This window comes from Streptomyces sp. GD-15H, assembly GCF_045291515.1.
GTDB lineage: Bacteria > Actinomycetota > Actinomycetes > Streptomycetales > Streptomycetaceae > Streptomyces.
In genome coordinates, this window is the sequence record NZ_CP149447.1 from 6,372,867 (window position 1) to 6,397,080 (window position 24,214).

At 70.8% G+C, this 24,214-nt stretch carries 17 protein-coding genes and 3 pseudogenes; 19 read left to right on the forward strand and 1 reads right to left on the reverse strand.

Features of this window, described 5'->3' with window-relative positions; translation table 11 throughout:
* Window positions 1-5 precede the first annotated feature (5 nt).
* From WJ438_RS30090 to WJ438_RS30160, 15 genes and pseudogenes are all read left to right on the forward strand, one after another.
* Window positions 6-602, forward strand: a pseudogene (locus WJ438_RS30090) (septum formation initiator family protein); the annotation flags it as partial.
* Window positions 514-2,481, forward strand: coding sequence for a peptidoglycan D,D-transpeptidase FtsI family protein (locus tag WJ438_RS30095; protein ID WP_406728013.1), 1,968 nt, complete (start codon window positions 514-516; stop codon window positions 2,479-2,481). The pseudogene WJ438_RS30090 and the gene WJ438_RS30095, both read left to right, overlap by 89 nt.
* Before the next feature lie 245 nt (window positions 2,482-2,726).
* A pseudogene (locus WJ438_RS30100) lies at window positions 2,727-4,303 on the forward strand (UDP-N-acetylmuramoyl-L-alanyl-D-glutamate--2,6-diaminopimelate ligase).
* Between the two features lie 4 nt (window positions 4,304-4,307).
* Window positions 4,308-5,738, forward strand: a complete 1,431-nt coding sequence (gene murF / locus WJ438_RS30105; protein WP_406728014.1) for a UDP-N-acetylmuramoyl-tripeptide--D-alanyl-D-alanine ligase — start codon at window positions 4,308-4,310, stop codon at window positions 5,736-5,738.
* Entirely contained in the window at window positions 5,738-6,829 is a 1,092-nt protein-coding gene (gene mraY / locus WJ438_RS30110; protein WP_406729851.1) for a phospho-N-acetylmuramoyl-pentapeptide-transferase, read from the forward strand. Before murF ends, mraY begins: the two co-directional genes overlap by 1 nt.
* A pseudogene (gene murD, locus WJ438_RS30115) lies at window positions 6,811-8,228 on the forward strand (UDP-N-acetylmuramoyl-L-alanine--D-glutamate ligase). Before mraY ends, murD begins: the two are co-directional and overlap by 19 nt.
* 80 nt (window positions 8,229-8,308) lie before the next feature.
* Window positions 8,309-9,661: a putative lipid II flippase FtsW gene (gene ftsW / locus WJ438_RS30120; RefSeq protein ID WP_406728015.1), complete on the forward strand. Its 1,353-nt coding sequence runs from the start codon at window positions 8,309-8,311 to the stop codon at window positions 9,659-9,661.
* A gap of 6 nt (window positions 9,662-9,667) precedes the next feature.
* A complete protein-coding gene (gene murG, locus WJ438_RS30125) occupies window positions 9,668-10,762 on the forward strand; it encodes an undecaprenyldiphospho-muramoylpentapeptide beta-N-acetylglucosaminyltransferase (protein ID WP_406728016.1) in 1,095 nt (364 codons plus the stop codon).
* A 49-nt stretch (window positions 10,763-10,811) separates the two neighbouring features.
* Entirely contained in the window at window positions 10,812-11,606 is a 795-nt protein-coding gene (locus WJ438_RS30130) for a cell division protein FtsQ/DivIB (RefSeq protein WP_406728017.1), read from the forward strand.
* Window positions 11,607-11,885: 279 nt separating this feature from the next.
* The gene (ftsZ, locus tag WJ438_RS30135) at window positions 11,886-13,079 is read left to right on the forward strand and encodes a cell division protein FtsZ (protein ID WP_406728018.1); all 1,194 of its coding nucleotides are present in this window, start codon (window positions 11,886-11,888) and stop codon (window positions 13,077-13,079) included.
* Window positions 13,076-13,804: a peptidoglycan editing factor PgeF gene (gene pgeF, locus WJ438_RS30140; protein ID WP_406728019.1), complete on the forward strand. Its 729-nt coding sequence runs from the start codon at window positions 13,076-13,078 to the stop codon at window positions 13,802-13,804. Before ftsZ ends, pgeF begins: the two co-directional genes overlap by 4 nt.
* Window positions 13,805-13,810: 6 nt before the next feature.
* Complete coding sequence (locus WJ438_RS30145) at window positions 13,811-14,542, forward strand: YggS family pyridoxal phosphate-dependent enzyme (protein ID WP_406728020.1); 732 nt, start codon at window positions 13,811-13,813, stop codon at window positions 14,540-14,542.
* Window positions 14,543-14,671: 129 nt separating this feature from the next.
* Window positions 14,672-15,313: a cell division protein SepF gene (locus WJ438_RS30150; RefSeq protein WP_406728021.1), complete on the forward strand. Its 642-nt coding sequence runs from the start codon at window positions 14,672-14,674 to the stop codon at window positions 15,311-15,313.
* A gap of 50 nt (window positions 15,314-15,363) precedes the next feature.
* Window positions 15,364-15,654: a YggT family protein gene (locus tag WJ438_RS30155; RefSeq protein ID WP_406728022.1), complete on the forward strand. Its 291-nt coding sequence runs from the start codon at window positions 15,364-15,366 to the stop codon at window positions 15,652-15,654.
* Between the two features lie 52 nt (window positions 15,655-15,706).
* Entirely contained in the window at window positions 15,707-16,957 is a 1,251-nt protein-coding gene (locus WJ438_RS30160) for a DivIVA domain-containing protein (RefSeq protein WP_406728023.1), read from the forward strand.
* Window positions 16,958-17,205: 248 nt separating this feature from the next.
* Here WJ438_RS30160 and ileS read toward each other — a convergent pair whose 3' ends face one another.
* Window positions 17,206-20,355 carry an isoleucine--tRNA ligase gene (ileS, locus tag WJ438_RS30165; RefSeq protein WP_406728024.1) on the reverse strand — a complete coding sequence of 1,050 codons (3,150 nt, stop codon included), beginning with the start codon at window positions 20,353-20,355 and terminating at the stop codon, window positions 17,206-17,208.
* 652 nt (window positions 20,356-21,007) lie between these two features.
* Here ileS and WJ438_RS30170 point away from each other — a divergent pair.
* From WJ438_RS30170 to WJ438_RS30185, 4 genes are all read left to right on the forward strand, one after another.
* The gene (locus tag WJ438_RS30170; protein WP_406728025.1) at window positions 21,008-21,946 is read left to right on the forward strand and encodes a TraR/DksA family transcriptional regulator; all 939 of its coding nucleotides are present in this window, start codon (window positions 21,008-21,010) and stop codon (window positions 21,944-21,946) included.
* A gap of 88 nt (window positions 21,947-22,034) precedes the next feature.
* Window positions 22,035-22,661 carry a signal peptidase II gene (gene lspA / locus WJ438_RS30175; RefSeq protein ID WP_406728026.1) on the forward strand — a complete coding sequence of 209 codons (627 nt, stop codon included), beginning with the start codon at window positions 22,035-22,037 and terminating at the stop codon, window positions 22,659-22,661.
* 55 nt (window positions 22,662-22,716) lie between these two features.
* Complete coding sequence (locus WJ438_RS30180; RefSeq protein ID WP_406728027.1) at window positions 22,717-23,661, forward strand: RluA family pseudouridine synthase; 945 nt, start codon at window positions 22,717-22,719, stop codon at window positions 23,659-23,661.
* On the forward strand, window positions 23,658-24,125 hold the full coding sequence (locus WJ438_RS30185) for a GNAT family N-acetyltransferase (protein WP_406728028.1): 468 nt from the start codon (window positions 23,658-23,660) through the stop codon (window positions 24,123-24,125). The genes WJ438_RS30180 and WJ438_RS30185 overlap by 4 nt, the downstream gene beginning before the upstream one ends.
* Window positions 24,126-24,214: the final 89 nt, after the last annotated feature.

The window sequence follows — 24,214 nt, forward strand, 5'->3', positions numbered from 1 at the left end:
CGTGAGTGAGCAGGAAACCCGAACTGAAGGGGAGGGCGGCCCGTCTCGCGGGGCTCCTCCCCACGGGACGGGCCCAGGCGGCCCGCACCCCCTTCGTGCTGCTCGTCGTCCTCCTCCTCGGCGGTGGGCTGATCGGGCTCCTGGTGCTGAACTCGGCACTCAGCGAGGGTGCGTTCAAACTCGACGACCTCGAGCGGGAGACGAAGAGCCTCACCGAAGAGGAACAGGCCCTGCAACGGGACATCGACGCCTACTCCGCCCCCGACGCCCTGCAGCGCCGCGCACGCGAGCTCGGCATGGTGCCCGGCGGCGACCCCGCCTTTCTGAGCCCCGACGGCACGGTCAAGGGCGTCCCCGGCCCCGCCTCCGCCGTCCGCGCCCCCCTGGTGCTCGCCCCCGAGGCACTGGCCACCGCGACGGCCCCGCCCCCCGACGCGGTACCGAGCACGGCGGCCGCCCCCCGACCCCCGCGGTCACGCCCACGCCCGCATCGACTCCCGGCAGGTGACGGAAGTGGTCGACAACTTCGGCAGGCGACCGCCGCGCCGCCGCGTGCCCGGTCCCGCCAAGCCCGCCCGCCCGAGCGCCCGACAGCGCTCCGGCCCCGGCCACCGCCCGGCCCGCCGCCCCGGCCCGCCCCGCCCGGCGGCCCCGAAGGTCATCCGGCTGGGCAACCCGCGCCCCCGCCTGCGCCTGGTCGGCCTCGCCCTGACCCTGGTCCTGAGCGTCTTCGTCGTACGCCTGCTCCAGGTGCAGGCCGTCGAAGCCGACACCTATGCGGCGAAGGCCGGACAGAACCTCCAGGTCGGCCAGGTGCTGGACGCCGAGCGCGGCGAGATCACCGACCGCAACGGCGTCGCCCTGGCGACCAGCGAGGACGCCTACGACATCACCGCCGACCCCACGATGTTCGCCCCCGACCAACTGGAGATCGCCGACGGTCCCGAACAGGCCGCCGCCCTCCTCTCCCCGATCCTCGGCCAGGACCAGGACAAGCTGGTCGAGAAGCTGCGGCCGGACAACAAGGCCCTGCGCTACGTCAAACTCGCGAGCCGCCAGACCCCGCAGGTCTGGAAGCAGATCAAGGATCTGAAGGCCGCACTGGCGAAGAAGGCGGAGACCGACACGTCCTCCGCCAACGTCCTCGCGGGCGTCCTGTCCGTGCCCACCAGCAAGCGGGTCTACCCGAACAACGAGCTCGCCGCCGGGATACTGGGCTGGGTCAACGCCGAGGGCAAGGGCGGCGGCGGCATCGAACTCCAGCTGGACAAGCGGCTCGCCGGTGAGGACGGCAGCATCCGCTTCGTCCAGTCCGGCGGCCGTCTGGTGCCGACCGCGGGGTCCAGCGAGACACCGGCCGTGCCCGGCAGCGACGTCGAGCTCACCATCGACCGCGACATCCAGTGGGCCGCGCAGCACGCCATCAGCGAGCAGGTCGAGAAGTCCGCGGCCGACCGCGGCTACGTCATCGTCCAGGACACCCGCACCGGCGAGGTCCTCGCCATGGCCAACGCGCCCGGATTCGATCCGGGCGACCTCTCCGAGGCCGATCCGGCGGCGCTCGGCAACGCGGCCCTCCAGGACGCCTTCGAGCCCGGGTCCACCGCCAAGGTCATGTCGATGGCGGCCGTACTGGAGGAGAACGCGGCCACCCCGCAGACGCACGTCGTCGTGCCCAACCGGCTGCACCGCGGCGACCGGCTGTTCAAGGACGACATCGACCACCCGACCTGGTACCTGACGCTCAACGGGGTGCTCGCGAAGTCCAGCAACATCGGCACCATCCTGGCCACCGGCCAGCTCGGCAAGACCCAGGCCGCCGCCAACAAGGTCCTCCACGACTACCTGCGCGCCTTCGGCCTCGGCAGCCACACCGGACTCGGCTTCCCCGGCGAGACCAAGGGCATCCTCGCCCCGCCCGACGCCTGGTCGACCTCGCAGCAGTACACGATTCCTTTCGGCCAGGGCGTGTCCGTCAACGCCATGCAGGCCGCGTCCGTCTACTCGACCATCGCCAACGGCGGCGTACGCATCGAACCCACGCTCGTACGCGGCACCAAGGGACCCGACGGACGCTTCACCCCCGCCCCGAGACCCGAGAAATCACGGGTGGTCAGCGAGAAGACGGCGAAGACCCTCGCCCGGATGCTGGAGTCGGTCGTGGACGACGAGGAGGGCACCGGAACCAAGGCGCGCATCCCCGGCTACCGGGTCGCGGGCAAGACGGGCACGGCCAACCGCGTGGATCCGGCCACCGGCAAGTACCACGGCTACACCTCCTCCTTCGCCGGGTTCGCGCCCGCCGACAAGCCCCGGATCACCGTCTACTGCGCCATCCAGAACGCCACCGAGGGCAGTTACTTCGGCGGCCAGATCTGCGGACCCGTCTACAAGAAGGTCATGGAGTTCGCCCTCAAGACCCTCCAGGTGCCGCCGACCGGTGCCGAACCGGCCAACTTCCCGGTCACCTTCACACCCTGACCGGCCGCGAACCCCTCGCGTCCGGCCGGCATGGAACCACCCAGGAACAGCCCGTGACAACGATCACCCCCGATCCCGGGAACCGGGACACTCCCCGCCGCGTACCGGGCCCCTCGTCCCCGCCGCTCCCCCCGCCGGACGGGACCGCGCGGGGCCCCCGCTTTGGCTCCGCGGCGGGTGTGCCCGGTACGCTCACCGCCGTGCCACACGCTGATCAGTCCCAAACCACTCAGAAGGGTCAACCCGTGACATTTCCCGGGCCACCCCGGCCGGCGCGGGTCTCCGCCACACCCCTCGCGGAACTCGCCGGTCAACTGGGTGCCACCGCGCCGACGCAGACCGCCGACGTCACGGGCATCACCCACGACTCGCGCGCCGTACGCCCCGGCGACCTGTACGCCGCCCTCCCGGGTGCCCGCGCGCACGGCGCCGACTTCGTCACCCAGGCCGCCGGCCTCGGCGCGGTCGCCGTGCTCACCGACCCGAGCGGCGCCGCACGCGTCGCCGCGGCCGGACTGCCCGCGCTGGTGGTCGACGACCCCCGCGGGGAGATGGGCGAACTGGCGGCCACGATCTACGGCCACCCGGGCCGCGATCTGCTCCAGATCGGCATCACCGGCACCTCCGGCAAGACCACCACCGCCTATCTCGTCGAGGGCGGCCTCAGGTCCGTCCACAGCACGGACGAGGAGGGCCGGCGCGAAGCGCCGTCGGGGAGGGCGGTGGTGGGCGACGGGTAGGGCTGATCGGCACCGTCGAGATGCGCATCGGCGACGAGCGCATCAAGTCCGAACGCACCACGCCGGAAGCCACCGACCTCCAGGCCCTGTTCGCCGTCATGCGTGAACGCGGGGTCGACGCGGTCGCCATGGAGGTCTCCAGCCATGCCCTGGTGCTGGGCCGGGTGGACGCCTGTGTCTTCGACATCGCCGTCTTCACCAACCTCAGCCCGGAACACATGGAGTTCCACTCCGACATGGAGGACTACTTCGCGGCCAAGGCGCGGCTCTTCACCCCGCAGCGCAGCCGGCTCGCCGTGGTCAACGCCGATGACGAGTACGGCCGCCGCCTCACCAAGGAGGCCGGCGTCCCCGTCCTCACCTACTCCGCGGAGGGGCACCCCGACGCCGACTGGCGCGCCGAGGACGTCGAGGTCGGCCCGACCGACTCGACGTTCACCGTGATCGGCCCCAAGGGCGAGCGGATCACCGCCCGGTCGCCGCTGCCGGGCCCGTTCAACGTGGCCAACACCCTCGCCGCGATCGCCGCCCTCGCCGCCGCCGGACTCGACCCGCAGGCCGCCGCCGACGGTGTCGCCGCCGTCCCCGGCGTGCCCGGCCGGCTGGAGCGGGTGGACGAGGGCCAGCCGTACCTCGCGGTGGTCGACTACGCACACAAGACCGACGCCGTCGAGTCGGTGCTGCGCGCCCTGCGCAGGGTCACCGAGGGCAAGGTGCACGTGGTGCTCGGCTGCGGCGGCGACCGGGACGTCACCAAGCGCGAGCCGATGGGCGCCGCGGCGGCCCGGCTCGCCGACACCGCCGTACTGACCTCCGACAACCCCCGCTCCGAGGACCCCCTCGCCATCCTCGCCACCATGCTCCGGGGCGCGGCCTCCGTGCCCGCCCACGAGCGCGGCGAGGTGCAGGTCTTCGAGGACCGGGCCGCGGCGATCGCCGCCGCCGTCGCCCGCGCGCAGCCCGGCGACGCCGTGCTGGTCGCGGGCAAGGGCCACGAGCAGGGGCAGGACATCGCCGGGGTGGTGCGTCCCTTCGACGACCGCCAGGTGCTCCGCGAAGCTATCCAGCAGACCCAGGGATGAACTTGTGATCGCCCTCTCCCTCGCCGAGATCGCAGAAGTCGTCGGCGGGCAGACGCACGACATACCGGATCCGTCCGTCCAGGTCACCGGAGGTGTCGTCCGGGACTCGCGGGAAGCGGGTCCGGGCAGCCTCTTCGTCGCCTTCGTCGGCGAACGCGTGGACGGCCACGACTTCGCGGCCGCGGTCGTCGAGGCGGGCGCGGCCGCCGTGCTCGCCTCCCGCCCCGTGGGCGTGCCCGCGATCGTCGTCGACGACGTCCAGACGGCGCTGGGCGCCCTCGCCCGGCACGTCGTACGGCGCCTCGGCGCGACCCTCGTCGCACTGACCGGCTCGTCCGGCAAGACCAGCACCAAGGACCTCATCGCGCAGGTGCTGCGGCGCAAGGCGCCGACCGTCTTCACCCCCGGCTCCCTCAACAACGAGATCGGGCTACCGCTGACCGCGCTCACCGCCACCGAGGAGACGAAGTTCCTCGTGCTGGAGATGGGCGCCCGCGGGCTCGGCCACATCCGCTACCTCGCCGGTCTGACACCCCCGAAGGTCGGCCTGGTGCTCAACGTCGGGACCTCCCACATCGGCGAGTTCGGCGGCCGCGAGCAGATCGCCCAGGCCAAGGGCGAATTGGTGGAGGCCCTGCCGCCGGCCGAGGAGGGCGGCACCGCGATCCTCAACGCGGACGACCCGCTCGTACGCGCCATGGCGCCCCGTACGAAGGCGAAGGTGCTCCTTTTCGGCGAGACCGACGAAGCGGACGTTCGGGCCGAGAACGTGCGACTCATGGACAGCGGACAGCCCTCGTTCAGGCTTCACACACCCTCCGGTGCAAGCGATGTGACCATGCGCCTGTACGGTGAGCATCACGTGTCGAACGCGCTCGCCGCGGCCGCCGTCGCCCACGAGTTGGGCATGTCCGCAGACGAGATCGCACTCGCGCTCTCCGAAGCGGGCTCCCTCTCCCGCTGGCGGATGGAGGTCACCGAGCGCCCGGACGGCGTGACGGTCGTCAACGACGCCTACAACGCGAACCCCGAGTCCATGCGAGCCGCCCTGCGCGCGCTCGCGGCCATGGGCAAAGCCTCACAGGCGAAGGGGGGCCGTACGTGGGCGGTGCTCGGCGAGATGGCCGAGCTCGGGGACGAGGCGCTCGCCGAGCACGACGCGGTCGGACGGCTCGCCGTCCGGCTCAACGTCAGCAAGCTCGTCGCGGTCGGGGGCAGGGAAGCCGCCTGGCTGCAACTGGGCGCATATAACGAGGGTTCGTGGGGTGAGGAGTCGGTGCACGTGTCCGACGCACAGGCGGCTGTCGACCTGTTGCGCAGTGAATTGCGCCAGGGAGACGTCGTTCTCGTGAAGGCGTCCCGTTCGGTCGGTCTCGAGAGCGTGGCGCAGGCGCTGCTCGCGACCGATTCCGAGGGTGAGGTCGTCGCCCGATGATGAAGCAGATCCTGTTCGCAGGAGTCATTGGCCTCTTCCTGACGCTGGTCGGCACCCCGCTGCTGATCAAGCTGCTCGCACGCAAGGGGTACGGGCAGTACATCCGTGACGACGGCCCGCGCGAGCACGCCAGCAAGCGCGGTACGCCGACCATGGGCGGTATCGCCTTCATCCTGGCGACGGTCGCCGCATACTTCCTGGCCAAGGTGATCACGGGCTCCCTGGACCCCGATGTCGACGCGTCGCCGACCTTCTCGGGTCTGCTGGTACTCGGCCTCATGGTGGGCATGGGCATCGTCGGCTTCCTGGACGACTACATCAAGATCGTCAAGCGGCGTTCGCTGGGCCTGCGGGCCAAAGCGAAAATGGCCGGCCAGCTGATCGTCGGTATCGCGTTCGCGGTGCTCTCGCTGCAGTTCGCGGACAACCAGGGCAACACCCCGGCGTCCACGAAGCTGTCGTTCATCACCGACTTCGGCTGGACGATCGGCCCGGTGCTGTTCGTCGTCTGGGCGCTGTTCATGATCCTCGCGATGTCGAACGGCGTGAACCTGACGGACGGCCTGGACGGTCTGGCCACCGGTGCCTCCGTCCTGGTCTTCGGCGCCTACACCTTCATCGGCGTCTGGCAGTTCCAGGAGTCGTGCGTCAACGCGCAGACCCTGACCAACCCGGGTGCCTGTTACGTGGTGAGGGACCCCCTCGACCTCGCGGTGGTCGCCTCCGCGCTGATGGGTTCCTGCCTCGGCTTCCTGTGGTGGAACACCTCACCGGCCAAGATCTTCATGGGTGACACCGGTTCGCTCGCGCTCGGCGGTGTCCTCGCGGGCCTCGCGATCTGCTCCCGCACCGAGCTGCTGCTCGCCATCCTGGGCGGCCTGTTCGTCCTCATCACCATGTCGGTGGTCATCCAGGTCGGCTCCTTCAAGCTCACCGGGAAGCGCGTCTTCCGCATGGCGCCACTCCAGCACCACTTCGAACTCAAGGGGTGGTCCGAAGTCCTTGTGGTGGTCCGCTTCTGGATCATCCAGGGCATCTGTGTGATCGTCGGACTCGGCCTCTTCTACGCGGGATGGGCAGCGGACAAGTGACCAACTGGCAGGGCAAGCACGTCACCGTCGCCGGGCTCGGCGTCTCCGGCGTCCCGGCGGCGAAGGTGCTGCACGGGCTCGGCGCGAGGGTCATCGTCGTCAACGACGGCGACGACGCACGCGCGCGCGAGCAGGCCGCCGAACTGGAGGCGCTCGGCATCGCCGTGCGCCTCGGTGACGGTGCGACCCTGCCCGACGGCACCGAGCTGATCGTCACCGCCCCCGGCTGGAAGCCGGACAAGCCGCTGTTCGCGGCGGCGGACGAGGCCGGGGTGCCGGTGTGGGGCGACGTCGAACTCGCCTGGCGGCTCAGGAAGCCCGACGCGGCACCCTGGCTCGTGGTCACCGGCACCAACGGCAAGACCACGACCGTCCAGATGCTCACGTCGATCCTTCGTGCCGCGGGCCTGCGTACGGCCGCCGTCGGCAACATCGGCGTCTCGCTCCTCGACGCGGTGCTCGGCGAGGAGCAGTACGACGTGCTCGCCGTGGAACTGTCCAGCTACCAGCTCCACTGGGCGTCCTCCCCCGCGCGCACTCGGCGGCGGTGCTGAACCTCGCCCCCGACCACCTCGACTGGCACGGCTCCATGGAGGCGTACGCCGCCGACAAGGGCCGTGCCTACGAGGGCAATCGGGTCGCCTGCGTCTACAACGTCGCCGACAAGGCCACCGAGGACCTGGTCCGCGCTGCCGACGTCGAGGAGGGCTGCCGCGCCGTCGGTTTCACCCTCGGTACCCCCGGCCCCTCCCAACTCGGCGTCGTCGAGGGCATCCTGGTCGATCGCGCCTTCGTCGAGGACCGGCACAAGAACGCCCAGGAGCTCGCCGAGGTCACCGACGTCGACCCGCCCGTCCCGCACAACATCGCCAACGCCCTTGCCGCGGCCGCCCTCGCGCGCGCCTTCGGGGTACCGGCGGCGGCCGTACGGGACGGGCTGCGGGCCTTCACCCCGGACGCGCACCGCATCGCGCGCGTCGCCGACGTGGACGGGGTCTCCTACGTCGACGACTCCAAGGCGACCAACACGCACGCGGCACAGGCGTCGTTGGCGGCCTACGAGTCGATCGTGTGGATCGCCGGCGGACTCGCCAAGGGCGCCACCTTCGACGAACTGGTCGCGGGGTCGGCGAAGCGGCTTCGCGGCGCCGTCCTGATCGGCCGGGACCGCGAGCTGATCCGCGAAGCCCTGGCGCGACACGCCCCGGAGGTACCCGTGGTCGACCTCGGCCGGACCGACACTGGGGCGATGCTCCAGGCTGTCCAGGAGGCGAAGCGGCTCGCACGGCCCGGCGACACGGTGCTGCTGGCCCCGGCCTGCGCCTCGATGGACATGTTCGCCAACTACAACAGGCGCGGTGAGGCGTTCGCACAGGCGGTGCGCGAACTCGGTGCCTGACCCGGCCGCCTGCGCCGGGCGACCTTGGGAGGGACCTGTGGGACCGTCGAGGCACCGTGGGGCGCACGGCGGAGGCCGCCATGCCCAGTAGCCGCACCGGACGGCCGCCCGCGCGGCGGGCACCCCGCCCGCCCGTCGTGCCCCGGCCCGCCCGCGAGAACACCGTCCGTACCCTCTACACGCGGGCGCGCAGGGCCTGGGACCGGCCGCTGACCGCCTACTACGTGATCCTCGGCGGCAGCGCGCTGCTCACCGTGCTCGGCCTGGTGATGGTCTACTCGGCCTCCCAGATCACCGCGCTGCAGAAGTCGCTTCCGGGCTCGTACTTCTTCCGCAAGCAGCTCCTGGCCGCCGGCATCGGGGCCGTGCTGCTGCTCGCGGCCGCCCGGATGCCGGTGAGGCTGCACCGGGCGCTGGCCTACCCGATCCTCGCGGGCGCCGTCTGCCTGATGGTCCTGGTGCAGGTGCCGGGGATAGGGATGGCGGTCAACGGCAACCAGAACTGGATCGACCTCGGCGGCTCCTTCCAGCTCCAGCCCAGTGAGTTCGGCAAGCTCGCCCTGGTGCTGTGGGGCGCCGATCTGCTCGCCCGCAAGCAGGACAAGCGGCTGCTGGCCCAGTGGAAGCACATGCTGGTGCCGCTCGTACCGGCCGCCTTCATGCTGCTCGGACTGATCATGCTGGGCGGCGACATGGGCACGGCGATCATCCTGACGGCGATCCTGTTCGGCCTGCTCTGGCTGGCGGGGGCCCCCACAAGGCTGTTCGCCGGCGTGCTGGCCGTCGCCGCGCTGATCGGCGCGCTCCTCATCAGGACCAGCCCGAACCGCATGGCCCGGCTCGCCTGCCTCGGCGCCACCGAGCCCCAGGCGGGCCCCGTCGACTGCTGGCAGGCCGTGCACGGGATCTACGCTCTCGCGTCCGGCGGGATCTTCGGTTCCGGACTGGGTGCGAGTGTGGAGAAATGGGGCCAACTGCCAGAAGCCCACACTGACTTCATCTTCGCCGTCACCGGTGAGGAACTGGGCCTGGCGGGGACGCTGTCGGTACTCGCCCTGTTCGCGGCCCTAGGCTATGCGGGTATCCGCGTGGCCGGACGCACGGAGGACCCCTTCGTGAGGTATGCCGCGGGAGGCGTGACCACCTGGATCACGGCCCAGGCCGTGATCAACATCGGTGCGGTCCTCGGACTGCTGCCGATCGCCGGTGTCCCGCTCCCGCTGTTCTCCTACGGAGGATCCGCCCTGTTGCCGACCATGTTCGCCATCGGGCTGCTGATCGCCTTCGCGCGTGACGAGCCCGCTGCGCGGGCGGCGCTTGCGATGCGGCAACCTCGCTTTGGTAGAAAGCGGGCCGGGGAATCTCAGCAGTCCCGGAGATGGAACACGATGCGACGGCGCGCCACGGCGGCACGCTCGTCCGGAGAGCGGTGAATTTCGGTGCATGTCGTACTCGCCGGCGGAGGAACCGCGGGCCACATCGAGCCCGCGCTCGCCCTCGCGGATGCCCTGCGCAGGCAGGATCCGACCGTGGGCATCACGGCCCTGGGCACGGAACGCGGCCTCGAGACACGTCTGGTACCCGAGCGCGGGTACGAACTGGCGCTGATCCCCGCCGTACCGCTGCCGCGCAAGCCCACCCCCGAGCTGATCACCGTCCCGGGCCGGCTGCGCGGCACCATCAAGGCGACGGAGCAGATCCTGGAACGCACCAAGGCGGACGCCGTGGTCGGCTTCGGCGGCTATGTCGCGCTGCCGGCCTACCTCGCCGCCAAGCGGCTCGGTGTGCCGATCATCGTCCACGAGGCCAACGCCCGCCCTGGCCTGGCCAACAAGATCGGCTCCCGGTACGCGGCCCAGGTCGCCGTCTCCACCCCGGACAGCAAGCTGCGCGACGCCCGCTACATCGGGATTCCGCTGCGCCGCTCCGTCGCCACCCTGGACCGGGCCGCCGTGCGCCCCGAGGCCCGCGCCGCGTTCGGGCTCGACCCCAACCTGCCCACGCTGCTGGTCTCCGGCGGCTCGCAGGGCGCCCGCCGGCTGAACGAGGTCGTCCAGCAGGTCGCGCCGTGGCTGCAGCAGGCCGGGATCCAGATCCTGCACGCGGTCGGCCCGAAGAACGAACTGCCCCAGGTACAGCAGATGCCGGGAATGCCCCCCTACATCCCGGTAAGTTACCTGGACCGGATGGACCTCGCGTACGCAGCGGCCGACATGATGCTCTGCCGCGCGGGCGCGATGACCGTCGCCGAACTCTCCGCCGTCGGGCTCCCGGCCGCCTACGTCCCGCTGCCCATCGGCAACGGCGAGCAGCGGCTGAACGCCCAGCCGGTGGTCAAGGCCGGCGGCGGCCTGCTGGTCGACGACGCGGAGCTGACGCCGGAGTGGGTGCGGCAGACCGTGCTGCCGGTGCTGTCCGACCCGCACCGGCTGTACGAGATGTCCCGCGCCGCCGCCGAGTTCGGCCGCCGGGACGCCGACGACCTGCTCGTCGGCATGGTGTACGAGGCGATCGCCGCCCGCGCGCGGCACTAGGACAGGCCCTGGACGCGTGGGTGAACGCGGATGACGGGAGGCAGGACTCGTGGCCGGATCGACGACCGCCGAGCGCGGTGAACGTCAGCGGGAGTCATCCGGCCCGCCGCCCGTCAGGCGGTGGGGGCGGCGGCACCTTCGTCTGATCATCCTCCTGGCCGTCGCCCTGGTGTTCCTCGGGAGCGGGACGTTCTGGCTGTTGTACGGCTCCGACCTGGCCAGGGTGGAGCGGGTCTCCGTGTCCGGGGCCCGTGTCCTGACCCCCGGGCAGGTGCGCGAGGCCGCCGAGGTTCCCGTCGGGGACCCGCTGGCCATGGTGGACACCGAGACGATCGCCTCGCGACTCCGCCAGGAATTGCCCCGCATCGGAACAGTTGACGTGGTTCGTTCCTGGCCGCACGGAATCGGGTTGAAAATCACCGAGCGCACCCCGGTTCTCCTGATGGAAAAGGGAGGGGAGTTCATCGAGATCGACGCCGAGGGTGTCCGGTACGCCACGGTTTCGAAGGCCCCGCACGGCGTTCCCCGGCTGGAACTGACCGTCCGCCGAAGCGGCACCACGGCCGCGAGTCTGCGCCGCTTTGACGAGGGGCGGCTGGTGCGGGAGGCGGTGCGGGTCGCCCGCGACGTCCCGGACTCCGTCGCCCGTGCCACCCGGAGCGTCAACGTCCGTACCTACGACGACATCTCGCTGAAGTTGACGGGCGGCAGGGAGGTGGCCTGGGGGAGCGCGGAGGAGGGCGCCGCGAAGGGTCGCACCCTCACCGCTCTGCTGAAGGCGGCGCCGGACGCACGGCACTTCGACGTGAGTGTTCCCACCGCCCCTGCGTCATCAGCGGGTTGACGTACATCAGTGCAGGTCAACCCCCTGGTTGGGCGGTGCCACGGCTGATCACATAGGGTGAAAAGAAAAACGGGAGGTTCGGCGTGTTCGTTGAACGCGCGCCACTTGTCGACTTAGTGTCCTGTTCGGAAGACTCCAGGGAGCAGGCACACTGGTAACCCTAAACTTCAACGTTAGGGTTCGGGTCGGTGATACGGACCGTCCCCATCGGCATCAGTCGTCGGATCACGGCAAGGCCGTGAGACGGCGACACGTAACTCGAGGCGAGAGGCCTTCGACGTGGCAGCACCGCAGAACTACCTCGCAGTCATCAAAGTCATCGGTGTCGGCGGCGGTGGTGTCAATGCCATCAACCGGATGATCGAGGTCGGTCTCAAGGGCGTCGAGTTCATCGCCATCAACACCGACGCGCAAGCCCTGTTGATGAGCGACGCCGACGTCAAGCTCGACGTCGGCCGTGAACTCACCCGCGGACTCGGCGCCGGAGCCAACCCGGCTGTGGGCCGCAAGGCGGCCGAGGACCACCGCGAGGAGATCGAGGAGGTCCTCAAGGGGGCCGACATGGTCTTCGTGACGGCCGGTGAAGGCGGCGGCACCGGCACCGGCGGCGCCCCCGTCGTGGCCAACATCGCCCGCTCGCTCGGCGCTCTCACCATCGGCGTGGTCACCCGACCGTTCACCTTCGAGGGCCGGCGCCGCGCCAACCAGGCGGAGGACGGCATCGCCGAGCTCCGCGAAGAGGTCGACACCCTCATCGTCATCCCCAACGACCGGCTGCTGTCCATCTCGGACCGCCAGGTCTCGGTCCTGGACGCCTTCAAGTCGGCGGACCAGGTCCTGCTCTCCGGCGTCCAGGGCATCACCGACCTCATCACCACGCCCGGTCTGATCAACCTCGACTTCGCCGATGTCAAGTCGGTCATGTCCGAGGCCGGTTCGGCCCTCATGGGCATCGGTTCGGCCCGCGGCGACGACCGCGCGGTGGCGGCGGCCGAGATGGCGATCTCCTCACCGCTGCTGGAAGCCTCCATCGACGGGGCCCGGGGCGTGCTGCTCTCCATCTCCGGCGGCTCCGACCTCGGCCTGTTCGAGATCAACGAGGCCGCCCAGCTGGTCAGCGAGGCCGCCCACCCGGAGGCCAACATCATCTTCGGCGCGGTCATCGACGACGCCCTGGGCGACGAGGTCCGGGTCACCGTGATCGCGGCCGGCTTCGACGGCGGCCAGCCGCCGTCCAAGCGGGACAACGTCCTGGGCTCGTCCTCGGCCAAGCGCGAGGAGCCCGCCCCCGCGCGGCAGCCCGAGAGCAGGCCGTCCTTCGGCTCGCTCGGCAGCGTCACGCCCAGGGAGGAGCCGGAGTCGGCCCCCGAGCCGGTCAGTGACATCCCGGTGGCCCAGCCGCCGGTCCCGCCGACGAGGGCCTACTCGGACAGCGCGGCCGAGGAACTGGACGTCCCGGACTTCCTCAAGTGAGAGGACTGCGCGAGAGCGTGCGCGGCGCGCACTTCGCCTTCACCAACCGGTGGGGCGGGGTGAGCGCCGCTCCGTATGCGGAGCTCAACCTCGGCGGAGCGGTCGGCGACGACCCCGACGCCGTACGCGTCAACCGCGAACTGGCCGCGAAGTCCCTGGGTCTCGACCCGGCCCGGGTGGTGTGGATGAACCAGGTGCACGGCGCCGACACGGAGGTGGTCGACGCGCCGTGGGGCGACCGTCCGGTTCCCGAGACCGACGCGGTCGTCACCGCGCGACGGGGCCTCGCCCTGGCCGTGCTCACCGCCGACTGCGTGCCGGTGCTGCTCGCCGACCCCGTCGCGGGTGTCGCCGCGGCGGCCCACGCGGGACGGCCCGGACTGGTCGCGGGAGTGGTCCCCGCCGCCGTGCGGGCCATGACCGGACTCGGCGCCGATCCGGCCCGGATCGTCGCCCGCACCGGGCCCGCCGTCTGCGGCCGGTGCTACGAGGTGCCGGAGGAGATGCGGGCCGACGTGGCCGCCGTCGAACCGGCGGCGCACGCCGAGACGAGCTGGGGTACGCCGGCGGTCGATGTGGCCGGGGGCGTGCACGCCCAGCTCGAACGGCTCGGGGTGCGCGACCGCGAGCGGTCGCAGGTGTGCACTCTGGAGTCGGACGATCACTTCTCGTACCGGCGCGACCGCTCCACCGGGCGGCTCGCAGGCTATGTGTGGCTGGACTGATGGGGTATGACGGACCGTAAGGAAGAACTCGCCGCGAACCTCGCGGATGTGGAGCGACGAATCGCCGCCGCGTGCGCGGCCGCCGGGCGCGGGCGCGACGAGGTGACCCTGATCGTGGTCACCAAGACCTTCCCCGCCCGCGATGTGCGGATTCTGTCGGAACTCGGTGTGCGTCATGTCGCCGAGAACCGTGACCAGGACGCCGCCCCCAAGGCGGCCGAATGCTCTGATCTGCCCCTTTCTTGGCACTTTGTCGGACAACTCCAGACCAACAAGGTGCGATCCGTGGTCGGTTACGCGGATTTCGTGCAATCCGTCGACCGTGCCCGCCTTGTCACGGCTCTCGCCAAGGAGGCCGTGCGGACCGGACGCGAACTCGGCTGTCTGGTCCAGGTCGCGCTCGACGCCGATGAGCCTGCGGCGGGAAGGGGCCGGGGTGAGCGCGGCGGTGTCGCGCCGGGCGACGTCGCGGAGTTGGCCGATCTGATCGCCGGGGCCGAAGGGCTGCGGCTGGACGGGCTGATGACCGTCGCCCCGCTCACCGGGGAGTACGCCGGGCGGCAACAGGCGGCGTTCGAGCGCTTGATGGATTTGTCGACCGACCTGCGCAGGGCTCATCCGGCTGCGAAAATGGTCTCCGCGGGGATGAGTGCGGATCTCGAACAGGCTGTTGCGGCCGGAGCGACACATGTGCGCGTCGGCAGTGCGGTACTCGGAGTCCGCCCCAGGCTCGGGTAACGTCGCCAGGAAGTCGGACCACAGTAGAAAATATGGTCATTGCCGCTGATTGGCGGACTTGAGGACCTTGTGGATCGCGGGCACTCGGCGGTCGTCAGCGGATCCACCACAGAGCGGAGGGCACGGAGCATGGCCGGCGCGATGCGCAAGATGGCGGTCTACCTCGGCCTCGTGGAGGACGATGGGTACGACGGCCGCGGATTTGACCCAGACGACGACTTCGAACCCGAACTCGACCCGGAGCCCGAGCGGGATCGCCGGCGGCACGAACCGTCACACCAGTTGCACGGAGCGCATCAACTTCAAAGGGACGAAGAGGTGCGAGTCGCGCAACCGCCCCCGCCCCGCGAACCGGTTGCCCGGTCCGCTTCGCTTCCCGCTGAATCGGCACGCCCGGCGCGCATCGCGCCCGTGGCATCCATCACACAAGAACGCGCGAACCTGGAGAAGAACGCACCGGTGATCATGCCCAAGGTCGTGTCGGAGCGAGAGCCTTACCGGATCACCACACTGCACCCGCGGACCTACAACGAGGCCCGTACCATCGGGGAACACTTCCGTGAGGGCACTCCGGTGATCATGAATCTTACCGAGATGGATGACACGGACGCGAAGCGACTTGTCGACTTTGCGGCCGGTTTGGTGTTTGGTCTTCACGGCAGCATCGAGCGGGTGACGCAGAAGGTGTTCCTGTTGTCGCCTGCTAACGTCGATGTCACGGCGGAGGACAAGGCCCGTATCGCAGAGGGCGGGTTCTTCAACCAGAGCTGAGACGCAGGACCGGACAGAAGTACGGCACAGGGGAGAGGGATCAACAGACCATGAGCGTGTTCGCGCAGGTGATCTACATCGCGCTGATGGTGTTCCTCATCGTGCTCATCTTCCGCCTGGTCATGGACTATGTCTTCCAGTTCGCCCGCTCGTGGCAACCCGGCAAGGCGATGGTGGTCGTCCTGGAGGCCACCTACACTGTCACCGATCCACCGCTGAAGCTTCTGCGGCGGTTCATCCCGCCGCTGCGTCTCGGGGGCGTGGCGCTCGACCTGTCCTTCTTCGTGCTGATGATCATTGTCTACATCCTGATCTACCTCGTGGGCAGTGCGCTGAGGTGACTGTGGACGACATGGGCCTGCCGACTGCCGATGACTACGTTGAGGTGAAGAGATGCCGTTGACCCCCGAGGACGTGCGGAACAAGCAGTTCACGACCGTCCGCCTCCGAGAAGGCTATGACGAGGACGAGGTCGATGCCTTCCTCGACGAGGTCGAAGCCGAGCTGACGCGCCTGCTCCGAGAGAACGAGGACCTGCGCGCCAAACTGGCCGCGGCCACGCGCGCCGCTGCCCAGAACCAGCAGAACATGCGCAAGCCTCCTGAACCACAGGACCAGCAGCAACAGCAGGGGCAGCAGGGGCAGCCACCTCAGGGCATGCCCCAGCAGGGCATGCGAGGTCCCGGCGGACCGGTGCCCGCCGGCATATCGGGCCCGCCGCAGCAGCAGATGGGTGGCCCCATGGGTGGTCCGCCCCAGCTGCCGAGCGGTGCGCCGCAGCTGCCTGCCGGCCCCGGCGGTCAGGGTGGCCCGCAGGGTCCCGGCCCGATGGGTCAGGGTGGCCCGATGCAGGGGCAGATGGGGCAGGGCGGCCCGATGGGTCAGGGTGGCCCGATGCAGGGGCAGATGGGGCAGGGCGGCCCGATGGGTCAGGGCGGCCCGATGCAGGGGCAGATGGGTCACGGTCCCGGTGGCCCGATGGGCGGCCACGGCGGCCCCATGGGCGGCCCTCCCGGCCTCCCCGGCCAGCAGGGCGGCCCCGGTGGCGACAGCGCGGCCCGCGTGCTCTCGCTGGCCCAGCAGACCGCCGACCAGGCGATCGCCGAGGCCCGTTCCGAGGCCAACAAGATCGTCGGCGAGGCGCGTTCGCGTGCCGAGGGTCTCGAACGTGACGCCCGTGCCAAGGCGGACGCCCTGGAGCGGGACGCGCAGGAGAAGCACCGCGTCGCGATGGGTTCCCTGGAGTCCGCCCGCGCCACGCTGGAGCGCAAGGTCGAGGACCTGCGCGGCTTCGAGCGCGAGTACCGCACGCGGCTGAAGTCCTACCTGGAGTCGCAGCTGCGTCAGCTGGAGACCCAGGCGGACGACTCGCTCGCCCCGCCGCGTCAGCCGGCCGCCGCGTCGCTGCCGCCGTCCCCGGCGCCCTCGATGGCTCCGGCCGGTGCCGGTGCGCCGTCCTATGGCGGCAACCAGCCGATGGGCGGCGGTCCGGGCGCCCAGCCCGGTCCGTCCTACGGCAGCCAGCAGCAGATGCAGCCGGCGATGACCCAGCCCATGGCGCCGGTGCGCCCGCAGGGGCCGTCGCCGATGGGCCAGGCCCCCTCGCCGATGCGCGGGTTCCTGATCGACGAGGACGACAACTGACGGCCTCACGGCCATGAGTACGGCCTGGCGGCCGGCAGCGTTCAGGGCGGGGCCCCGGGGTTCGACAACCCGGGGCCCCGCCCTTGTGCTACGCGCGTTCGGGTTCTTTGCGGCGGTTGTTCGAGGCCCGGGGCAGCTGCCCGGCGGACACCACGCCGAGGGCCCGGGTCCGCCGAGAAAATTCGGCGGACCCGGGCCCTCGGGTGTGCTGGGCGACGCGGGACGCGCCGGGCGGGTGCCCGGTGTGCTTACGCCTTGCGCAGCCGGAACCTCAGGGACAGGCCCTCGTCCGTGAACGCCTGCCCGTAGGAGTCGTCCGCCTCGCCCTGGGCGAAGTCCGTCGCCAGGACCTCTTCGGCGATCAGAGCGGAGTGCTCGGTCAGGGCCGCGACGGTGGCGGCCTCCGTGGCCGTCCAGCGCAGGGCGATCCGGTCGGCCACGTCGAGGCCGCTGTTCTTGCGGGCCTCCTGGATCAGCCGGATCGCGTCCCGGGCCAGGCCCGCGCGGCGCAGCTCCTCGGTGATCTCCAGGTCCAGGGCGACCGTGGCACCCGCGTCGGACGCCACCGACCAGCCCTCGCGCGGGGTCTCCGTGATGATCACCTCGTCCGGGGCGAGGGTGATCGTCTCACCGTCGACCTCCACCGAGGCGGAGCCCTCGCGCAGCGCCAGGGACAGCGCGGCGGCGTCCGCGTCCGCGACGGCCCTGGCCACGTCCTGGACCCGCTTGCCGAACCGCTTGCCCAGCGCGCGGAAGTTGGCCTTCGCCGTCGTGTCCACCAGCGAACCGCCCACCTCGGAGAGGGACGCCAGGGACTCGACGTTCAGCTCCTCCGTGATCTGCGTGTGCAGCTCGGGATGGAGGGCGCCGAAGCCGCCCGCCGCGATCAGGGCGCGCTTCAGCGGCTGGCGGGTCTTGACCCCCGACTCCGCGCGGGTGGCCCGTCCCAGCTCCACCAGGCGGCGCACCAGCACCATCTGTGTGGACAGCTCCGGGTCGATCGCGGTCAGGTCCGCCTCGGGCCAGGAGGACAGATGGACCGACTCCGGGGCGCCCGGGGTGACCGGCACGACCAGGTCCTGCCAGACCCGCTCGGTGATGAACGGGGTCAGCGGGGCCATCAGCTTGGTGACCGTCTCCACGACCTCGTGCAGGGTGCGCAGCGCGGCCTTGTCACCCTGCCAGAAGCGGCGCCGGGAACGGCGGACGTACCAGTTGGACAGGTCGTCGACGAACGCGGACAGCAGCTTGCCGGCGCGCTGGGTGTCGAAGCCCTCCAGCGCCCGGGTCACCTGGTCGGTGAGCGCGTGCAGTTCGGAGAGCAGCCAGCGGTCCAGCAGCGGACGGTCGGCAGGCGCCGGGTCGGCCTCGGACGGGGCCCAGCCGGAGGTGCGCGCGTACAGCGCCTGGAAGGCGACCGTGTTCCAGTACGTCAGGAGTGTCTTGCGGACGACCTCCTGGATGGTGCCGTGCCCCACCCGGCGAGCAGCCCACGGGGAACCGCCGGCCGCCATGAACCAGCGGACCGCGTCCGCGCCGTGCCGGTCCATCAGCGGGATCGGCTGCAGGATGTTGCCCAGGTGCTTGGACATCTTGCGGCCGTCCTCGGCGAGGATGTGGCCGAGGCAGACGACGTTCTCGTACGACGACTCGTCGAAGACCAGCGTGCCGACCGCCATCAGTGTGTAGAACCAGCCGCGGGTCTGGTCGATGGCCTCGCAGATGAACTGCGCCGGGTAGCGGGCTTCGAACAGCTCCTTGTTCTTGTACGGATAGCCCCACTGCGCGAACGGCATCGACCCCGAGTCGTACCAGGCGTCGATGACCTCCGGCACGCGCGTGGCCGTCTTCGCGCAGCCGTCCTGCGGGCAGGCGAAGGTGATCTCGTCGATGAACGGACGGTGCGGGTCGAGGCCCGACTGGTCGGTGCCGGTCAGCTCGGTCAGCTCGGTGAGCGAGCCGACGCAGGTGAGGTGGTCGTCCTCGCAGCGCCAGATCGGCAGCGGGGTGCCCCAGTAGCGGTTGCGGGACAGCGCCCAGTCGATGTTGTTGTTCAGCCAGTCGCCGTACCGGCCGTGCTTGACCGAGTCCGGGAACCAGTTGGTCTTCTCGTTCTCCTGGAGCAGCCGGTCCTTGATGGCCGTGGTCCGGATGTACCAGGACGGCTGCGCGTAGTACAGCAGCGCGGTGTGGCAGCGCCAGCAGTGCGGGTAGCTGTGCTCGTACGGGGTGTGCCGGAAGAGCAGGCCCCGGCTGTCCAGGTCCTCCGTCAGCTTCTCGTCGGCCTTCTTGAAGAAGACGCCGCCGACCATCGGGACGTTCTCCTCGAAGGTGCCGTCCGGGCGGACCGGGTTCACCACCGGCAGACCGTAGGCGCGGCAGACCCTGAGGTCGTCCTCACCGAAGGCGGGGGACTGGTGGACCAGACCCGTACCGTCCTCGGTGGTGACGTAGTCGGCGTTGACGACGTAGTGGGCCGGGGAGTCTGCGGAGAACTCCACCAGCTCGAACGGCCGCTGGTACGTCCAGCGCTCCATCTCGGCACCGGTGAAGGTCTCACCGGTGGCCTCCCAGTCCTCGCCGAGGGTCTTGGCGACCAGCGGCTCGGCGACGACGAGCTTCTCCGTGCCGTTGGTGGCGACGACGTAGGTGACCTCGGGGTGCGCGGCGACCGCGGTGTTGGAGACCAGGGTCCAGGGCGTGGTCGTCCACACCAGGAGCGCGGCCTCGCCGGCCAGCGGGCCGGAGGTGAGCGGGAAGCGGACGTAGACGGACGGGTCGACGACCGTCTCGTAGCCCTGCGCCAGCTCGTGGTCGGACAGGCCGGTGCCGCAGCGCGGGCACCAGGGGGCGACACGGTGGTCCTGGACCAGCAGGCCCTTGCCGAAGATCTCCTTCAGCGACCACCAGACGGACTCGATGTACTCCGGGTCCATGGTGCGGTAGGGGTCGTTGAGGTCGGCCCAGTAGCCCATACGGGTGGTGAGCTCTTCGAAGGCGTCGGTGTGGCGGGTCACCGACTCGCGGCACTTGGCGTTGAACTCGGCGATGCCGTACGCCTCGATGTCCTGCTTGCCGGAGAAGCCGAGTTCCTTCTCCACCGCCAGCTCCACCGGGAGACCGTGGCAGTCCCAGCCGGCCTTGCGGCCCACGTGGTAGCCCTGCATGGTGCGGAAGCGGGGGAAGACGTCCTTGAAGACGCGTGCCTCGATGTGGTGGGCGCCCGGCATGCCGTTGGCGGTGGGCGGTCCCTCGTAGAACACCCACTCGGGGCGGCCCTCGGACTGCTCAAGGCTCTTGGCGAAGATCTTCTGTTCCCGCCAGAAGTCGAGCACGGCGTGCTCGAGGGCGGGCAGGTCGACCTGGGCTGGCACCTGTCGGTACGTCGGCGTTGTCATCAGCGGGCTTCCTCCGGCGGACTTGCTGCCTTCCGTCCGGAGGGACGAGAGCTGTGTCGATCCCTGCGCCGCCGTCGGCGCGCTCCCGCGGTACCACCCTCCTTGGCTCCCCGGTGCGTCGTGTGCTCCGGTGAGCCCCCTCATTGGGGTCGCGATGCCGGTTCTACTCGCCCGGTGGGCCGTGGGCCGAGCCCACTGTCCAGGACTTTCCTCCGGCGGCTCCGGGGTGATCTTCACGTCGGGCTCGCCCCCGGGCTCACACCGTCCCCGGGTCGCTCTGGGCTGCGTACGCCGCTACTCGTCCCCATCCACGCTTCTCGCTCCGCCCAGTGTACGGCGCGGAGGCGACAGCGGCCGACCGGTTGTCGGGCGGGCGGCAGGCGGGGGCCGTACGCCCGCCGCCCGGGTGCCGCGGAGACTCCCTATGGGGCGACATGCACCTGAATAGCGCGGTACGTGTGTTCGGATTCTCGGAGGTCTGGTGTGATGGCATACCCGGCGGGGAGCTGGGCACAACGCATGCAAGTCCGCCGCGCGGCGTCGGCGGGGCGGGCGGATCGGGCGGTGTGCCCCGTTGCCGCGGGGCTCGAGTCGATTTATCGTCCCAACACGATTCGCGCGCAAGATCACAGTATGTGAAGGGGCCGCGGCCATGGTGGCGAAGAAGACCGCCGATGAGAAGTCGGCGTCCAGCAGGGCCGCGCCCGCTTCCGGCGGCGGAGCCGAGGGGGCGGGCAGGAGGAAGAACACCCAGGGGGGCGGGAAGGCGACGGCGGAGAAGGCGGCCGTGAAGAAAACGGCCGCGAAGGAGGCGGCCGCGAAGAAGACGGCGGGAAAGGCCGCGAAGGGAACGGCGGGGAAGAAGGCGGCCGCGAAGAAGGCGGTCTCCGCAGCGGCGGCGGTCGGCAGCGCGGGCAGGAAAGCGGCCGGTGAGGGCGCGAGGGCCGGTGCCGGGCGGACCGGTGCCTCGGAGGGCACCGGGGAGCGGACCGACCGGGGCGCCGCACGTAAGGGCACCACCAGGACCGGCGGGGGCACACAGGACATGGCCGGGCGCGGCACGGCCACTGACGCGGGCGCGGCCCAGACCGCGACGCAGACGGGAGCGACCACGGTGGGTGCTAAGAAGACTCCTGGTACGGCGACGGCGGCGAAGACCGCCGTGCCCAAGGCACGGATCGAGGCGGTGGAGCCCGGCGATCTCGCGGTACGTCCGGGCGAGGAACCCTGGACACCGGAGGAGGTCGAGGCCGCGCGGGCCGAACTGGGGACCGAGGTGCTGCGGCTGCGCGAGGAGATCAGCTCGTCCGAGCGGTCGCTGGCCGGCCTGATGCGGGACTCCGGTGACGGCGCGGGCGACGACCAGGCCGACACCGGTACGAAGAACATCACGCGGGAGCACGAACTGGCGCTCGCCGCCAACGCGCGCGAGATGCTCACCCAGTACGAGCACGCCATGCAGCGCCTGGACGCCGGCACCTACGGCCTGTGTGAGAACTGCGGCAATCCCATCGGGAAGGCGCGTATGCAGGCCTTCCCCCGGGCCACGCTGTGCGTCGAGTGCAAGCAGAAGCAGGAGCGCCGCTACTGATCACCTCCTTATGCCTCCTGAGCACGAGGGCCGTGCGGGGTGTGTCGTACCCTCGTCCTCAGTCAGGCACCTAGGTTGAGGGACTCACGTGGCAGAGGCGGAGCGCATCATCGGTACGCCGGAGACCCCGGACGCGGACCGGGACGGGCAGGACCGTGCCGAGCACGACCGGGCCGAGGAGGTCCGGGCCGATGCCCAGGACGCGGAGGCGGCGGCCGGGACCCCCCGCGGCAAGCGGCGGGTGGCCGTGCTGTTCGCCGTCGCCGTCGTCGCCTACGCCCTCGATCTGATCAGCAAGATGATCGTGGTCGCCAAGCTGGAGCACCACGAGCCCATCGAGATCATCGGGGACTGGCTGAGGTTCGAGGCCATCCGCAACGCGGGCGCGGCCTTCGGTTTCGGTGAGGCCTTCACCGTGCTCTTCACGGTGATCGCGGCGGCGGTGATCGTGGTGATCGTCCGGCTCGCCCGCAAGCTGTACAGCCTGCCCTGGGCGATCGCGCTGGGGCTGCTGCTCGGCGGTGCCCTCGGCAACCTCACGGACAGGGTCTTCCGCTCCCCCGGCGTCTTCCAGGGCGCGGTCGTGGACTTCATCGCGCCCAAGCACTTCGCCGTCTTCAACCTGGCGGATTCGGCGATCGTCTGCGGCGGCATCCTGATCGTCCTGCTGTCCTTCCGGGGCCTCGACCCGGACGGGACCGTCCACAAGGACTGACCGACCGACTGAACGCGCGTACGGGGTTGTCGTACCGGTCCGGCATACTCGACGGGTGAGCACCATTCCCGAGATCCGTACCCTGCCCGTGCCCGACGGCCTGGAGGGCGAGCGCGTCGACGCCGCCATCTCCCGCATGCTCGGCTTCTCCCGGACCAAGGCGGCCGAGCTCGCCGCCGCGGGAAAGGTCACGGTCGACGGATCGGTGGTCGGCAAGTCGGAGCGGGTGCATGGCGGCGCCTGGCTCGAAGTGGAGATGCCGCAGGCGCCCGCGCCGGTCCAGGTGGTCGCCGAGCCCGTCGAGGGCATGGAGATCGTGCACGACGACGACGACGTGGTCGTCATCGTCAAGCCGGTCGGGGTCGCCGCCCACCCCTCGCCCGGCTGGACCGGACCGACCGTGATCGGCGGTCTCGCCGCCGCCGGGTACCGCATCTCGACCTCCGGCGCCGCCGAGCGCCAGGGCATCGTGCACCGCCTGGACGTCGGCACCTCCGGTCTCATGGTGGTCGCCAAGTCCGAGTACGCCTACACGTCGCTGAAGCGCCAGTTCAAGGAACGCACGGTCGACAAGCGCTACCACACGCTGGTCCAGGGCCACCCCGACCCGACCAGCGGCACCATCGACGCGCCCATCGGCCGTCATCCGAACCACGACTACAAGTGGGGTGTCATCGCCGAGGGCAAGCCCTCCGTCACGCACTACGACCTCGTCGAGGCATTTCGCGCCGCCTCCCTCCTCGACGTCAAACTGGAGACCGGCCGCACCCACCAGATCCGCGTCCACATGGCAGCCCACCGGCACCCCTGCGTGGGCGACCTGACGTACGGCGCCGATCCCACGCTCGCCAAGCGGCTCCGCCTGACCCGTCAGTGGCTGCACGCCGTCCGGCTCGGCTTCGAGCATCCCGGGGACGGCCTGTGGGCGGAGTTCACCAGCGACTACCCCGAGGACCTGCAGCAGGCGCTGGACCAGGTCCGGGAGGAGACGTACGCGTGAGCACCCCGTACGTGGTCCGTGAGGCGGTGGAACCCGGCGACCGGGAGGCGTGCTTCGCGGTGCGCAAGGAGGTCTTCGTCGCCGAGCAGGGCGTGCCGGAGAACCTCGAGTACGACGCGCACGACTCCGGCGCCGTGCATGTGCTGGCGCTCGGCGAGGACGGCACGGCGCTCGGCACCGGGCGTCTGCTGCACGGCGAGGCCGCCGCCGCGAAGAACGGCGGTGACGCGTCGGCCGGTGCCCTGGGCCGGCTCGCGGTGATGCGCCGGGCGCGGGGGCTCGGCATCGGGGCGGCGCTGGTGCGGGGCGTCGAGGAGGCGGCCCGCGCGCGCGGACTCACCGCCGTCGACCTGCACGCGCAGACCCATGCCCTGGGGTTCTACGGGCGGCTGGGGTACGAGGCGTACGGGCCGGAATTCTTGGACGCGGGCATGCCGCACCGGGCGATGCGGCGCGTTCTGTAACCGGGGCGTCGAAAACCGGGGCATCGAACGGCCTGGTGAGGGCATGGGCGTGGCAGGCTGGAAGCCCGCTGTCCGACCGTCGACCCGCC